At 75.1% G+C, this 15698-nt stretch carries 10 protein-coding genes; all 10 read right to left on the reverse strand.

The annotated features are described in order from the left end of the window. Positions 1-33 precede the first annotated feature (33 nt). A complete protein-coding gene (locus FF36_RS03320) occupies positions 34-1317 on the reverse strand; it encodes a cellulase family glycosylhydrolase (RefSeq protein ID WP_082121638.1) in 1284 nt (427 codons plus the stop codon). Next, positions 1317-3206 (reverse strand): hypothetical protein, encoded by a 1890-nt coding sequence (locus FF36_RS03325; protein ID WP_044883456.1) that lies wholly within the window; start codon positions 3204-3206, stop codon positions 1317-1319. The genes FF36_RS03320 and FF36_RS03325 overlap by 1 nt, the downstream gene beginning before the upstream one ends. Next, positions 3193-4752, reverse strand: a complete 1560-nt coding sequence (locus tag FF36_RS03330; RefSeq protein WP_052680926.1) for a glycosyltransferase — start codon at positions 4750-4752, stop codon at positions 3193-3195. The genes FF36_RS03325 and FF36_RS03330 overlap by 14 nt, the downstream gene beginning before the upstream one ends. Then, positions 4749-6029, reverse strand: a complete 1281-nt coding sequence (locus tag FF36_RS03335) for a hypothetical protein (protein WP_044883457.1) — start codon at positions 6027-6029, stop codon at positions 4749-4751. Before FF36_RS03335 ends, FF36_RS03330 begins: the two co-directional genes overlap by 4 nt. A 187-nt stretch (positions 6030-6216) precedes the next feature. Beyond that, on the reverse strand, positions 6217-7266 hold the full coding sequence (locus FF36_RS03340) for a glycosyltransferase family 2 protein (RefSeq protein WP_242418165.1): 1050 nt from the start codon (positions 7264-7266) through the stop codon (positions 6217-6219). A 31-nt stretch (positions 7267-7297) separates the two neighbouring features. Next, a complete protein-coding gene (locus FF36_RS03345; protein ID WP_157871698.1) occupies positions 7298-8518 on the reverse strand; it encodes a cellulase family glycosylhydrolase in 1221 nt (406 codons plus the stop codon). Then, positions 8515-10929 carry a glycosyltransferase family 4 protein gene (locus FF36_RS31370; RefSeq protein ID WP_052680927.1) on the reverse strand — a complete coding sequence of 805 codons (2415 nt, stop codon included), beginning with the start codon at positions 10927-10929 and terminating at the stop codon, positions 8515-8517. The genes FF36_RS03345 and FF36_RS31370 overlap by 4 nt, the downstream gene beginning before the upstream one ends. After that, a complete protein-coding gene (locus tag FF36_RS33965) occupies positions 10926-11777 on the reverse strand; it encodes a hypothetical protein (RefSeq protein ID WP_128423255.1) in 852 nt (283 codons plus the stop codon). The genes FF36_RS31370 and FF36_RS33965 overlap by 4 nt, the downstream gene beginning before the upstream one ends. Positions 11778-11874: 97 nt before the next feature. Then, complete coding sequence (locus FF36_RS03365; RefSeq protein WP_044883460.1) at positions 11875-14199, reverse strand: hypothetical protein; 2325 nt, start codon at positions 14197-14199, stop codon at positions 11875-11877. After that, positions 14196-15653: a lipopolysaccharide biosynthesis protein gene (locus FF36_RS03370; RefSeq protein ID WP_157871699.1), complete on the reverse strand. Its 1458-nt coding sequence runs from the start codon at positions 15651-15653 to the stop codon at positions 14196-14198. Before FF36_RS03370 ends, FF36_RS03365 begins: the two co-directional genes overlap by 4 nt. Positions 15654-15698: the final 45 nt, after the last annotated feature.

Consider the following 15698-nt stretch of genomic DNA (forward strand, 5'->3'; position numbering starts at 1 on the left):
CACCGCACTCGACGAAGCATCCCGCAAGCACTGTCAGCTCGCGGGGGCGCTTCCCGAGCGAGGGGCGGGGTCGAGCGCCCGGGCGAGGACGCCGAGGACCGGGTCGCCGGGCAGGATGTCGTAGCCGTCGCCGGAGTCGTTGCCGCGCCACGTCCACAGCAGGACGCCGGCGACGCCGGCCTGCAACTGGGCGCCGATCTTGCGGTCGACGAGGGCGGCCCGCCCCGGGATCCCGCCGGCCTCCCGCGGGGCGACGCCCATCTCCCCGACGATGAGCGGCTTGTGCAGCGCCGCGGACTGGCGCAGCCGTTCGGCCAGTCCGTTCCACCGGTCGCCGGGAACGGGGGCGGGGCTGTAGTCGTGGTACTCGAGGACGTCGACGCCGTCGATCGCGTGCAGGGTCGCGTACTCGTCGGCGGCGGCGCCACACTGGCCGGCGCCGACCGTGCCGACGCTGACCAGGTGGTGGGGGTCGACGCTCTTCACCAGGGTGACCATGTCCTGGACGAACGAGTGCAGTGTCGCGGCGGCGTTCGGGGCGCACGGGCCGTGGTAGGCCGTCGCGTCCTCGGCCTCGTTCATCAGCTGCCACATCGCGATCGCCGGCTCGTCGCGGTAGCGGGTGACGGCCTCCCGCACCCACGCGCGGTAGCTGTCGGGCTGGCCGGGCGGCGGCGCGGAACGGTAGCCGGTCTGGTACCACCGCTGCGTCTTGTAGCCGGCCTGGTAGGTGGGGAAGCCCTCGCACTGCGGCCACTGGTTGCCCAGGGTCGCGACGATGCGCAGGCCGCGGCTTTTCGCCGCGGCGATCGTGCGGTCGAACGTCGACCAGTCCCGTCGGCCGTCGAGGCTGGTGGCCAGGCGCTGGAAGAACCAGGTGCGCACCACCTGCACCCCGTTGCCGAGGGCGGGCGCGACCTCCTCGAGGTCCACCGGTTCCCCGCAGCCGTAGCGGCTGTCGTCCGCGGGGGTGTTCGCGTTCCACACGTTGATCCCGGTGAAACGCCACGGCTTGCCGGCCAGCTCCAGGCGGCCCCCGGCGACCGTCACGAACGCGTCGGCGGGATCGCCCGCCGACCCCGCCCGTGCCGGACCGGCGGAACCCTGCCGGCCGGCGGTGGCATGCCCGCCGCCCGCGCAGCCGGTGGCGACGGCGCCGAGCACGAGCGCCGCGCCGACCACGGCCAGCGCCATCCGGCGGAGGCGACCGGAGCTCGGGCGCCGTTCGGGCCGGCTCTGGCGCCAGAACTGGGGCTGGCGCCAGAGCCGGTGCTGGGGGGACGAGCCTGGGCGGGCGGCGCGGGGCGTGGCGCGCATCAGCGCACCGCGTAGACGCGCCAGGCGGGCAGGTCCCCGGCGGTGGGCTCCACCCGGACCAGCCGCAGCCTCGCGTCGCGGGCGATGGTCGGGTACGCCTGGTTGACGCGGTCGGCGGGCAGCGGATCCTCCCGGGGTCGGGCCACGACGTAGCGCACGCCTCGCCGGGCCGGTTCGTGGGCGAGCTCGTCGAAGCCATGGCCGGCGGGGACGGCGAACTGGCGGGGGTTGCGCGACGCCAGCACGACCTCGAAGCCGGTCTCGGTGTCCAGCAGCACCGTCCGCGGGGGCAGGTGCTGGGCGTCCAACCAGCGGGCGAGGCCGCGGTCGGTGTCGTAGCGGTGGCGCCGCTGCCGCTCGGCGCCGTCGGCCCGGTCGAGGGTGAACACGGCGGTGAGGGTGTGCGCCTCGTCGGGGGCGACGGCGCGCTGGAGCAGGCCGGCCGCGCCCGCGGGCAGGGCCGCGGCGAGCATCACGGCGACGGCGACCCCGCGGCGGTACCGGGGCGCCACCGGGCGAGCCGACGGGCGGACGGCCGGGCGCGCGCCGCCGATCGGGTGAGCGGCCGGGCGGACGGGCGGGTGGGCGCCGCCGGGCGGGTGGGCGCCGCCGGCCGTGGCCAGGCCGGTGGCGGCGAGGATGGCGAGGGGAACGAGCAGGGCGGAGGACCCCAGCGACCAGGGCCCGCCTGGGCCGATCGCCGCCACCGCGACCGCCGTGCCGTAGCCGCCGGCGAGGATGGTCAGGGCCGCCGCGCTCGCCGCGGCGCGCCGCCGGACGGCGACGACCGCGGCGACGATCAGCAGGGCGGCGGCGAACGGTTCCAGCACCGCCGACTGGGCGGCGAGCCGGGCGATCCGCGTCGCGGCGCCGACGCCCGACGCACCCTCCGCGCCCGCGGGCAGCAGGTTCGGGTTCGTGCCGATCGCGACCATCCGCTCCCACGACCCGGCCACCAACGTTCCGATCAGCAGCCGGACCGTCGTGGTGAACAGCAGTGGCAGGGCGACGACCAGCGCGTCGGCGCAGGCGACCGCGCGGCGGGCCGCCACCGGGCCGTCGGCGCCCCGATACGCCACCGTCGCCACCGCCGCGGTGGCGGTCACACCCGCGCCGAGCGCCGGCAGCCCGCACAGTCCGGCGCCGGCCAGTGCCACGCCTGCCGCGGCGAGCCGGTTCGCCGACCCACCGCGGCCCCAGCGCAGCAGATGGCGGGTCGCGAGCAGCAGGAAGAACAGCAACGACGCCTCCGCCGTGCCGTTCGCCCCGGCGTAGACGACGGCCGGGTGCAGGGCGAACAGCGCCGCCACGGCCGCCGCGACCCGCCGCCCGGCGCCCAGCTCGCCGGCCGTGCGGTGCAGCTGCCGCACGGCGCCGGCGGTGAACAGCGCCGACTGCGCGGTGGCGCCGAGCCCGCCGGCCGCGAACGGATGCCACCACCAGGCCAGCGGCATCAGTGGCACCTGCACCGCCGCGGGCAGCGGCGCCCAGCCGACGGCGAGCCAGCCCAGCTGTCCACCGTCGCCGAACAGCGGGAGGTAGGCCCGCGTCGTCAGCCGCAGCGCCTCGGGCAGGGCGGCGCCCCGGCCCAGCCCCAGCCACGCCCCGACGGCGACATAGCCGGCGGCCAGGGCGGCGAGGACCCAGGGCGCGGGCCGGCGCCACGGCGGCGCGAGCCGCGCAACCGCGGGAGACCGGCGGCGACGCTCCTCGCGGTCGTCCCCGGGATGGGCCCGCCCGCCCGGCGGCCGCGGCAGGTGCGGCGGGATCTGCGGGGTTGGCGGGATCTGCGGGGTCGACGGGATCTGCGGGGTCGGCGCAGTCGCGGGACCACCGCTGGGCGGGGCCTCGGCAACCTCGGGTACCGGCCCCGCGTCAAGCGTGGACACTGCCGGTCTCCAGGGCGATCGGCGTGCCGGCGGCGGAGGGGGCGGCGGCCACCGGACGGTCGATCGTCGGCCCTTCCACGGCGGCAGCGACAGCGGCGGTGGCGGCGGTGGCGGTGGCGACGGCGGCGGCGGGAACGACGTCATCGGAGAGGGGATCGGACGGTGGGGGCAGTGGGGTGGCACCGAGGCCGTGGGTCGTCTTCTCCCAGAAGCTTGGCGCGAGCACGAGCTGGACCATCGCCTTGGCCGCGGCCAGCGACATCAGCACCCAGTAGGCGAGCGACAGCACCGACCGGAACACCAGCCCGGGCAGCCCGGTGGCGCGGGCCGCGAGCACGTTGACGTAGACGAAGGTGAAGTTGCCGGCGACGAGGCACACCAGGCTGGCGTAGAGCAGCCAGGCCGGGAAGAGGGCGTGTACGAAGCCGACCCGGCCGACGAACCACATCAGCGTCAGCGCCCAGAAAATCGGGTTGATGATCGCGAGCAGCGGGGTTCCGCCGACGAACAGGTTGAACCGCAGGTAGGTGACGAGCCCCATCTCCCGGCAGCGACGCAACGGCTGGCGGGAGTGCACCAGCCAGGTCTGCAGGTAGCCCTTGTACCAGCGGGAACGCTGCTTGAGCCAGTTGATGGCGTCGCTGTTGGCCTCCTCCAGGGTGACCGAGTCGAGGATGAGCGTGCGGTAGCCGCGGCGGTAGAGCCGCACCCCGAGATCGGCGTCCTCGGTCACGTTGAACGGGTCCCAGCCGCCGAGCTCCCGCAGCACCTCGGTCCGGAAGTGGTTGGAGGTGCCGCCCAGGGGCACCGGGGCATCCTGGCGGACGAGTCCCGGCAGCATGTGCTCGAACCACATCGCGTACTCGGCGGTGAACCACTGGGTGAGGATGTTCTGCTTGTGGTTGAAGAAGCCGAGCTTCGCCTGCAGGCAGGCCACGCTCGGCGGCAGCCGGCGGAACGCGGCGACGGCGCGGCGCAGCTGCAACGGTTCGGGCCGGTCCTCCGCGTCGAAGATGGTGACGAAGTCGCCGCGGGCGATCTCGAGCCCGATGTTGCAGGCCTTCGGCTTGGTGCGCGGCTCCGAGTAGGGCACCCGGACCACCCGCAGGTACGGCGGGGAGGCCGCGGCCCGCGCCGCCGCGTATGTCGCCTCGTCGTCCTCCTCCAGCAGCAGCAGCACCTCGAGCCGGTCCGCCGGGTACTCCAGCCGTCCGATCGCGGCGAGCAGGTGCGGCAACACCTCCGGCTCCTGGTAGGCGGGGACCAGCACGGTGTAGAGCGGCAGGTCGGCGTCGGGGCAGGCGCGCGCGTCGTCGGGATCGACCACGATCAGGCCCGGATCGTGGATGGCCCGGTGCAGCAGCAGGAGGCGTTCGGCGAACGCGGCGACGTAGGCGGCGCTGAGCACCGCCACCACGGCGATCAGCGTGGGGGTCGTCGCCAGCGTCACCCCGGCCACCAGCAGCACCCCGACGGCCGCCAGCCCGACCCGCTGGCCGGTCGACAGCGTGCGGCGCGCCGCCGCGTACGGACCGGGGGCGCTCATACCGCTCCCGCCAGCGCCGGGGGAAGCAGCGCGCCGAGGGCCGCGAGGGTCACCGCGGACGCCACGACGACGACGAGCGCCCACCGGGAGTGGGCCACCGCCGCCCGCCGCACCGGCCGGGAGGCACCGGCGCGGGCGCAGCGCGCGGCCCGGGGCGCACCGGCGACGGCGAGCACCCCGAACAGCAGCGCGAGGACGGCCAGATCCCCGCCCACTCCGAGGACGGCGCGGGCGGCGCCCGGCGCGCCCGCCCGCGCGGCGAGAACGGCGACGGCGATCCGCCCGACCGCCAGCGTCGCCCAGAGCGCCAGCACCATCACCCCCCGCCGAAACGCCCGGGCCGGCCGGCGGGCCGAACAGCCCAGCAGCAGGGCGAGCGCGAGAGCGGCGCTCACCCCCGCCGCCCCGGTCAGGGCGCCGGTGAGCGCCGGTCCGGTCAGCGTGGGTCCGGTGAGCGTGGGTCCGGCGAGCGGGCGGACCAGGGGCCGCAGGGCGGCGGCGACCGGGCGGGCCGGCCACCGGGCAGCCGCCTCCGGCAGCGGCGCGAGGGCGGCGGTCAGCAGCAGCAGCGGGGCGCGCAGCCGCCACATCGCGCGGGTGCCGAACACCAGGGCGACGGCCGCGGCCATCAGGGGCGGCAGGAGCAGCAGGTCGGCGTGCGTGGTCCAGAACCGAGTGCCGAGCCGGGCCGGCATCGCGGTCAGCACGAACACCGCGACGCCCAGCAGCGGCAGCCCCACCAGGTAGTCGACCTGACGGTCGTGGATGTCGGGCTCGCCGGGTGCCGGCCGGCCGCGCAGGAGCAGCAGCGCCGCACCTGCGGGCAGCACGGCGAGGTGGAAGGCCGCGCCGGCCTGGTCCCGGCCGGCCGGCCAGAGTCGGTCCAGGGTGCCGGCGCAGGCCACCAGGGCCGCCGCGGTGACCACCCCGACCCGCAGCGCGCCCCGGCCGTGCCGATCGGCGATCAGGCGCAGGAGACCCGGGCTCACCCCGCCGTCATCGGTGGCGCTGCCGTTCTCGGTGGCGTGGGCGGTGTCGGTGGCGCTGCCGGTCCTGGTGGCGCTGCCGGTCCTGGTGGCGCTGCCGTTCTCGGTGGCGTGGGCGGTGTCGGCGGCGTGGGCGGTGTCGGTGGCGATGGCCCCCGTGACCGTGCCGATGGGGTCGGTGCCGGCGTCGGGCTTCGCCGACGACTGGCGAGGCACCGGGACGGCCGGCGCGGCGGGGCGGGGCGGGGCGTCGTCGACCTCCTGCCCCTGATGCGGCCGCGCTGTCAACACTGGAGTTCTCCGTTCGCCAGAGGGGTGCGCCAGACGGGCGCGCCAGAGGGGTCGGGGAGGCCGTCGGGGGCCGGCCGGCAGCGGTGCTCTCAGGGGGACGGGCGAGGGGACATCCGGAACGGGGACGCGGGACGGGACGGGGACGGGGGGACGGGGACGTGGGACGCCGCACGGAGCGGGTAACCGCCTACCGGGGCGGGCGCGGGGAGCGGGTGACCAGGGAGCTCGCGCTGCCGCGCAGGTAGCCCGCCGTCGTGGCGGTGAGCCCGAGGACCACCGCCACCGCGGCCCGGCGCCGACCGCGCAGGCCCAGGTAGCGGCGGACCGCGGCCGGCAGGGTCCGGCGGACGTAGTCGCGTTCGACGGCGAGTGCCGAATCCCGCCCGACCGTTCGCGAGATCGTCGCCTTCGAGATCCCCTCGGCGTAGCAGCGGCGCCAGAAGTAGCCGGGCCGGGCCCGCGGCGGGGTGACCCGGTGGCGTACGACGGCGCTCGGCTGGTGGATGACGAGGGCGCCCGGGTCGGCCTGCCGCAGCCGGATGCCGAACTCGGTCTCCTCGCAGCCCAGCGGGCGGGCACCGACCCGGCCGACGCCCTCGGTGAAGCCGCCGACGAGCTCGAACGCCCCGCGGCGGAACGACATCGCCGCGCCGACCGGGTTACGCACCGGCGCGGCGACGGCGGGCAGCCCGGTGTGGGTACAGCCGACCACCCAGTCGAACTCGGCGGGAAACCATGCCGGCCGACCGGGCGTGGGCCACATCGGCACCGCCGCGCCGCCGACGCCCTGCACGCGCGGATCGGCGTAGGGCTCGAGTAGCCGCTCCAGCCAGTCCGGCTCCCCGCGGGCGTCGTCGTCGAGGAAGACCAGGACGGCGCCCGTGGCCGCCGCGACGCCCGTGTTGCGGGCACCCGACAGGCCGCGCCGGCCCGTGTTCGCCAGCACCCGGGCCGTCCCGCCGAAGGCGTCGCGGGCCCGGGTGAGCAGGGCCTCGTTGTGGTCGATGACCACGATGAGTTCCTCCGGCGGACGCCCCTGGCCGCGGACGCTGTCGACCGCGGCCAGCAGGTCGTGCCAGCGTTCCTCGGAGTAGGCGCAGATGATCACCGATGTCGGGCCGGTCCCCGGCCGTGTGGATGGCGGCAGGGTGATGGGCTGCGTGGCCCGCTCGTCGTCGGCCGGTGTCGTGCTGGCCGGTGTCGTGTCGGCCGGTGCTGTGTCTGGTGGGTGCGTCACGGTCGCCTTCCCGATCGTGGGCGGCCGAGGGTCAGCTCGGCGGGTTGTCCGAGAGCCGTCGCAGGACGGCGAAGAGCGGATCGTTGTCGGAGGGCAGCACGTCGTACCGTTCGGTGTCGACGACGTGGTTGAACTGCCAGATGAGGTAGCCGGACGCCCCGTTGCGGAACGCGGCGCGGACCTTCGCCGCCAGCAGGTCGGCCCGGCGCTCGCGGCCGGCGGCGTCACCGGCGGCGATGCCCGCCTCGCCGACGATCAGCGGTTTGCCGAGCTGCTGCGCGGCGGCGAAGGAGCAGGCGAGGGGGGCGCCCCGCACCGGCGCGCACTGCGGTGAGGCCGTGGCCGGCAGCGACCCGTCCTTGGCGCTGCCGGGCAGCGCCTCGGTGTCCGAGCCCCAGGCCGACCAGTCGTGGACCTCGGTGAAGTCGATGTTCGCCAGGCCGTAGACCGCGGCGAAGTCCGGTCCGCTCGCCCCCGGAGCCCCGTTGCTCTGGGAGCCGACGCTGACGAGATGGCGCGGGTCGGCGGACTTGATCACGCCGGCGATGTCGCCGGCGAAGCCCACGAGTGCCGGGCGGTTCTGGTCGTCGCGGGCGCTGGTCTCGGCCTCGTTCATCATCGTCCAGCCGAGGATCGTCGGCTCGTCGCGGTAGTGCGTGACGATCCGGCTCACGTAGTCCCGGTAGGACAGCGTCGCGTTGCCGAAGGGCACCCGGTAGCCCTGTCCGAACCAGGTGTCCCCCTGGTAGGCGGCCTTGCTGTCGGTGCGGGTGGCGGCCGTCGTGCAGTCCCCCCACTCGTTTTCGAGGACGGGCATGACCCGCATCCCGTTGGCCCGGGCGGCACGGATCACGCGGTCCACCCCGGAGAAGTCCGTCCCGCCCTGGGTGTAGGTCTGGAAGGCCCAGAAGCGCACGACGGTGGCGCCGGCCTGCTCGTGCAGGAAGCGGAAGTCCCGGTCGAGGTCCGCGTCGCTCACCCGCGGCCACCAGGCGCAGGTGTAACGGTCCGTGGCCGCGGCGTCGAAGTAGTTGAACCCGATGAAGCGGAACGGCTGCCCGCCCAGTTTCAGCTGGGCGCCGGAGCGGGTCACGAACTGGTCGGCCAGCTCCGGTCGCTCGGGCCCGGGCCGGTGGGTGGACGTGGCGGACCCGCCGGAGTGTCCGAACCAGGAGCAGCCGGCCAGCAGACCGCCCACGATGATCAGCGTGACCCCGAGCGATCCGGCCCGGCGCCACCTACCTGGGGTCAACTGTCCTCCAGCAAAGCTCGGGATCGGGGCCGCTGCGCGGCCGGTGGCGGGACGGTCGGCGCTGGGACGGTCGGCGCTGGGGCGGGCGTCGTGGCGGGTGTCGTGGCGAGGCCGAAGGTGGTCCGTCGGCCGGCGGACAGGCTTCGGTAGAGGGCCTCGACCGCGCCGACGAAACCCTCGACCCCGCAGTGCGCCCGCAGGTCGGCCGGCGGGTGATCGGCGCGCAGGCCGGTGTCGAGCACGGCGTCGACCGCCTCGGCCAGGGCCGCCCGCTCGGCGTTCCCGTCGAGTTCGGCGGGTAGCTTGATCGCCGTCGCCAGCGGCTTGGGGAGCCCCTCGAGACCCGGGCACTCGCCGTAGACCGTCGGCAGCCCGTTGGCCAGGGCCTCCAGAATGGCGAGGCCGAACGTCTCGTCGCGGGACGGGCTGACGAACACGTCGAGCGCGCTGAGCACCCGCGCCACGTCGGAACGCGCGCCGAGGAAGTGGACGGCGTCGCTGATCCCGTGCTCGGCGCAGCGGCGGCGCAGCGCGCCCTCCTGGGGCCCCACGCCGACGACGAGGAGCCTCGTGTCCCCCGTCGACAGCAGTGGCGCGAGCGCGTCGATGAGCACGTCGAACCGCTTGACCGGGGCGAGGCGGCCGACGGCCCCGACGAGGCGCACGTCCTGCGCGACGCCGAGCTCCGCGCGCACCGCCGCCCGGTCGCCGGCCGAGAAGGCCATGGCGTCGATGTCGGTCCCGTTGAGGATCACGCTCATCCGGGCCGGGTTGATCCCCCAGGAGACCATCCGGCGGGCTGTCGCCGCGGAGACGGCGACGGAGTGCTGCGCGAGCTGGACCAGCAGGTAGTAGAGCAGCCGCAGCCGCCGGGTGGTGGGGCGGCCCTCCATGGTCATCGGCATCAGCGAGTGCTCGGTCGAGACGATGACCGGCACGCCGGCGAGTCGCGCGGCGGGCAGCCCCCAGAACTGGGCGGCAAGCAGGTGCGTGTGGACGACATCGGGGCGCAACCGGCGCAGCATCCGCGCCAGCCGGAGGGGGGCGGCGAAACGCCGCCAGCCGGCCATCCCGAGGACGTGGACCCGGTGGCCGGCGGCGACCAGGTCGTCGGCGACGAGACCGCCGCCGTAGAGGCAGATCACCGTGGACTCGGCGCTGCCGCGCTCGACGAGGTGCTGGACCTGGCGTTCCGCCCCACCGGTCGTGAGCGCGGTGATGACGTGCACCACCCGGGCCGGCCGCTCACCGGCCCTCTTGCGCTCCCCCTTCCCCGCCTTCTTCGCCTCTTCCTCCTCTTGGTCGACTTCGTCGACGACCGTGCGGTAGACGGTGGCGAGCTCGTCGGCGCAGCTCTCCCAGGTCGGCAGGTCGACGGCGGCCGTCCGCCGCGTCCGCGCCGCGGCGAGCAGCGCGTCGGCGACCCGCTCGGCCGGTGTTTCCGGCGCCAGCCCGGTGACCAGGCCGTCGGCGACGAGATCCCCGGTGCCGGCCACGTCGTAGCCGACGACCGGCACACCCAGCGCGAGGGCCTCCATCACCCCGACCGGGTGGGCCTCGTAGTCCGACAGCGCCGCGACGACCGTCGCGCTGGCGAGCTCCCGGGCCATCGCGTCCCGGTCCCCGGGGGGGACGGCCCGAATGGTCACCGACCGGCCGACGCCCAACCGGTCGGCGAGCGCACGCAGATCCGCCTCGAACGGCCCGGCACCGAGGATCACCAGGTGCGCCTCGGGCTGGCGGCGCCGCGCGGCCGCGAGGGCCTCGATCACCCGGTGGTGGCCCTTGTATCGCTCCAGCCGTCCGGAGGAGACGATCCGCCCGGCGATGGGACGCACCTCGGCGGGAGCGGTGGGCAGGCCACCGCCGTTGCGGATGACCGTGAACCGGTCGGGGGAGATCCCGGTCGCCCCCTGGAACAGATCCCGCTCGAACCGGCTCACGCCGATCAGCCGGCGCGCGTCCCGCAGCAGCGGGCTCAGCGCCTTCCACTGCGCCGACCGCATCGACGTCCGGGCCCCGGAGGAGTGCCCACCGGTGTGGAAGGTGACGACGTAGGGGATGCCGGCTCGCCGCGCGGCGAGCATGCCGAGGATCGGCACCGCGGTGTGGATGCCCTGCAGGTGCACCAGATCCCAGCCGCCGCGGCGGATCACGTTCACCAGCCCCGGCGCGAGGTGGTAGTCGCTGCCGCGCGGCCAGGCCTGGCGGCGCAGCACGTCGAAGCCCTCGGCCCGCTGCACGCGCGGGCGCCGGCCGGTCCGGTCGGTCGTCAGCACGGTGAGATCGAGGTCGTCGCGCCGGCCGAGGCGGCGCCCGACCTCGTGCACGTGGGTCTCGGTGCCCCCGAGGTCGGGCAGGTAGCGCGCGGTGACCTGGAGCACCCGCAGGGGGCGCCGGCTGTCGCTCATCGGGATGGCTCCGTCCCCGGCGCGGGCCGCGCCGGATCTGCCTGGCGCGCCCCGAGGACGAGGCTGCGCAGGACGTGGTCGTCGGCCAGGCCGGTGAGGGTCACCACGACCCGCCGCCCGTCCGGCGCCGGCACGGTCACGTACGTCTGCCCGCTGGTCACCGCCAACGACGGGCGCAGGAGCACGGATCCCTGCCCGGCGTCGACGAACAACCGGTAGGGGCCGGCGGGCCGCGTCGCGGACACGGCGATCACCGCCGTGCCCGGCGCCGCCGCCTGCCCGGAGGCGGGCGCGGCTACCGCCAGCGACAGCGGCGGCTGTTCGGCCCGCTGGGTGGCCCGCACGGACATCGTGAGCGCGACCGTCACGACGAGGGCCGCCGCGACGAACCAGCTCGCGCCCAGCAGCCGCCGCGGGGTCAGCGCCCGCCCACCGGCCCGGACCGACTCCCGCACCGCCCGCCACCCGGCCGCAGCCGCAGCCGCAGCCCCGGTCCCGGTCGCGGTCCTGGTCTTGGCCGCGGTCCTGGCTGCGGCCCCGGTCCTGGCCGCACCGAAGCGGTGATGAAGCTCGCTGCCGAGCAGCGCGGCCAGCCCGGCCAGCCCGGCGGCGATCCCCCACGAGCGCTCGGTGATCCCGCCGGGCAGGTAGTTGAGGAGCAGGCCCAGGGCCATCAGCGAGATCAGGACGGACCCGGTGCCGACGACCAGCGCGTCGAGGTGGCCGACCCGGCGGGTCCGCACGATCGGCTCGACGGTGGCCACCACCGCGACCGCGGCCAGCGGGGCGGTGAGCGCGGTGGGGGCGGGGACGAGCACCGCCGTCACCGCCGCGACCAGGAGCGCCAAGCGGGCCACGAACGCGGGCCGCGGGTGGCGGGCCCCGGCCGTCACCGGGCCTGTGGCTGTTGCCGGGCCTGTGGCTGTTGCCGCGCTCGCGGCCGTCTCAGGAGGCACGGAGGGCTCGCACGTCGTAGATGACGATGGATCCGTTGTCGTACACACGACGGGCTCCGTTCACCGTGGCGAACTTGTCGAGCGCGGAGATCGGGACCGGCGCCTGCCGGCTCTCCCCGCCCAGCTCTCCCGACTCGATGTAGACCCCCACGTGCGGCAGATCGGTCGCGTCGCGTCGGTCGACGACGACGTACGCCAGCCCGGCGTGGCGGATGAGCTGCCGGTCGACGGCGGTGAAGGTCGTCCCGAGCAGCACCGGGGAGGCGTCGATCCCGGAGCCGACGTGCCGGACGGTGTACTGATGGCCGATGGCGGAGGCGAGCAGCCCCGACACCCGGTCGGCGTAGATCGGGCTGCCGGGCGGAACATGGTCGGCGAGCCAGTGCGCGGCGGCCAGGTTCGCCGCGTCGACGCTGCGCGGATCGGCCGAGACCAGGTACGGGCCGGGCACCCGCAGCCACACCGGGCCGGCACCGATGATCTCCCCGCCGACGAACGCCACCAGGAACGCCGCGGTGGACACCAGCAGGCGCGGCGCCGAGGCCCAACGTGACATCGAGGCCCAACGCGGCGCCGAGGCCCAACGCGGCGCCGAGGCCCAACGCGGCGCCTTGGCCCAACGTGACATCGAGGCCCAACGCGGCGCCGAGGCCCAACGCGGCGCCGAGGCCCAACGCGGCGCCGAGGCCCAACGCGACGTCGAGGCCCAACGCGACGTCGAGGCCCAACGTGGCGGGTCGACCAGCAGCCAGGCGACGACGAAGCCGACGCCGAGGAAGGCGAAGCCGGAAGCCCGGTCGCCGACCTCGGAGGTCGCCGCCGTCAGGTGCCCGGCCGGGATGACCGGATAGAGCAGCGCGGTGAGGCTCAGGACGACCGCCAGCGCCGCGCGCCGGCGCACCCACACCCGCGCCTTGATCGCGGCGGGCACGAGCGCCGCCATGACGACGACGATCGAGCCGAAGGACACGTACTGCTGCCATCGCGGCGTCACGATCCCGCCGGAGTCGTGGAAGAGCTCGTGGGTCTGCTGCCCCTCGGTGAGCTTGGCGACGTCCCCGGCCGAACCCCGGTAGATCCCCAGCAGGTAGCTGCCGAGGGTGTTGCCCGGCCGCAGCGACGCGCCGATCACGATCAGCGTGCCGATCCCGGCCACGACCGTCAGCGCGAACACCGAGCCGTCACGGCGCCCTCGCCCGCCCAGGATCAGGGTCATCCCGAGCCATCCCCACAGGGCGGCGACGAGCAGCATCGACGTGAGGTGGTGGGAGAACGCCACGGCGCTCAGCGCCGCCAGCGGCAGGATCAGCGGGCGTAGCCGATCGGCCGTCCGCGTTCCCGTTCCCGTCCCCGTCCCCGTCTCCGCCCCGGTTCGGGACAGGACGAGGTACAGGGCCAGGACCGCCAGTGGCAGCGCGATCGTCTGGTAGGAGAACTGCCCGTTGAAGAAGACGAACTGCGGGTTGCAGACGTAGACGAGGCTGGCGAGGCAGCCCGCCCGGGTCGAACCGGTCAGCCGGCGGACGATCAGGATGAAGGAGCCGGACAGGACGACGCGGGCGAGGACCAGCACGACCGCCGCCGCCGTGTGGGCGGGCAGCCCGGTCAGCGCCCGCACCCCGTCGGTGGCCACCTCCAGGCCGGGGTAGTAGGGCGTCACCGGGAGCAGCGGGTTCGGCGTGAACAGATGGCGGTACTGCGCGATGTGGTTCAGGACGCTCTCGTGTACGAGCTCGTCGTGGAACACGAACCGGGTCGGGTAGAGAACCGTCCGACTGACCTGCAGGGCCAGCGGCAGGGCGAGGGACAGGATGATCAGTTCGCGCCCGCCCGTGCGCGGGTGCAGGAGGCGTACGGTCGGCGGCAGGAAGATGATCGACAGCGCCACCCAGTACAGGGATTCGGTCGTCACCTGGTCCTCGCCGCCGCGTCCCCGCTGGACGCAGTAGGCGACGAGGAGCAGGCCCAACGACATCGTCAGCAGGACGGGCCCGGTGAGGTCACGCCGTCGGCGCGCCGCCTCGCCCGAGGCCCCCGGGGCCGGGATCGCCCCGGCCTGGTCGCTCGCGGACGCCTCCAGGAGGGCGACGCCGACGGCCGTGGCACCGCTGGCGACGACCTCCGCGGTTCCGGCGCTGTCTGCGCTGGTGACGCTGTCTGCGCTGGTGACGCTGTCTGCGCTGGTGACGCTGTCTGCGCTGGTGACGCTGTCTGCGCTGGGGATGCCGTCTGTGGTGGTGATGCCGTCTGTGGTGGTGATGCCGTCTGTGGTGGTGATGCCGTCGCCTGGGGCCTGGTGGTCGACGACGGTCACGTCAGGCCTCCGGCGAGGGTCTCGACAGCCGGCTCCGCGATCGCGGGCGTCACGCCCGTGGCGGTGGCGGTGGTGGTGGCGGGGGAGCGGCCGCTTCGGGCATCGGGGACGAGCACGGCCCGGTCGTTCGGCTCGACGGCGGGCAGGGGCGGCAGGTCCTTGCGCGCGGCCCACAGCGGCCGGACGAGCAGGGCGGCCTCGATGAGCAGAGCGCCGACCCAGGCCGCGCTCAACCCGGCCGTCCCTCCCAGTCGGGCGCCGGTGACGGCCGCGGCGAGCTCGACGACCGCGCCGACGGAACAGATGAGCGCCGCCTGACCGGTGCGTCCCTGCACCCGACGAAGTGCCACGTAGTGGTCCTTGATGACGAACGGCAGGCCGGCAAGCACGATGATTCGCAGGGTGGTGACGCCGGCGGTCGCATACGAGTGGCCGAACACGGCCAGGACCAGACCGCCGGCCGGCAGGAGCACCGCGTCGGCCGCGAGGCTCGCGGCCAGGCCGATCGGGATCGTCATGCGCATCCGCCGGACTATTGACTCCTGATCGCCGGCCGCAGCCGCGAACAGACCGATGGTGATGCTGTACGGCAGCACGAACACGAACCCGGAGACCTGCTGGACGATGGAGAAGTAGCCGTTGTGCTCGGCCGAGATCGCGATCGTCACGATCACGGACAGGAGCTGCATGGGGGCCATCAGCACCAGGTTGAGCAGGTGGTGGTTGGCGGCCTGTCGGCCCAGCCCGCGCAGCAGGGTGAAGTCGACGGCGGGCTCGCGTGTTCGGCGGGCGTCGCCTGTTCGGCGGGCGTCGCGTGCCGCGCGCCAGGCGATCAGTGGCAGCGAGACGACGTTGCCGATCGTCCACGACAGGAAGATCGCCATACCGCCGCCGTGGCCCGTGTGCGCGAGCGCCAGGAGCGCGCCGATCTTCACCGTGCTGGCGACCGCGTTGCGTTCGAGCTGGAGGCGGCCGTTGCCGAGGGCCAGCACGGCCTGGTCGAGCACGAGCGTCACACCGGTCAGCGCGACACCGGCGACGAAACCCAGTGTCGTCCACGGGGACGAGCTGATCGGGCGCAGGTTGTGGGCCGGGATGAGGTGGACGCCCCCCGCGACCACCAGTGCCAGCAGGGCGCTGGCGGCGGCGGTGACGGCGAGGGTCGTGCGCAGGAGCAGCTGGCGGTGGGCCGCGCCGACCCTGGGCAACTCGGCGATGAGCAGGGTGCCGAGGCCCAACATGCCCAGGGTGCCCAGCAGCATCATCAGCGAGACCGCGGCGCCGGCGAGGCCGACGGCGCCGACGCTGAACTCGCGCGTGGCCAGGGTCCAGTAGACGAATCCGAGCAGGCTCGTCACGGCCTGGGTGGCGATCAGGCTGGCGCTGATGGACGCAACCCGACCAAGGGCGGGAAGCCGTAGCCGCCGATCAACGCCCAGGGCGGGTAGCTTCACCACCCGCATCCCGTCCCCGCGCCGGCCGCCGCCGGCACGGGATCC

Source organism: Frankia torreyi (assembly GCF_000948395.1).
In the GTDB taxonomy this organism is placed as follows: Bacteria; Actinomycetota; Actinomycetes; order Frankiales; family Frankiaceae; genus Frankia; species Frankia torreyi.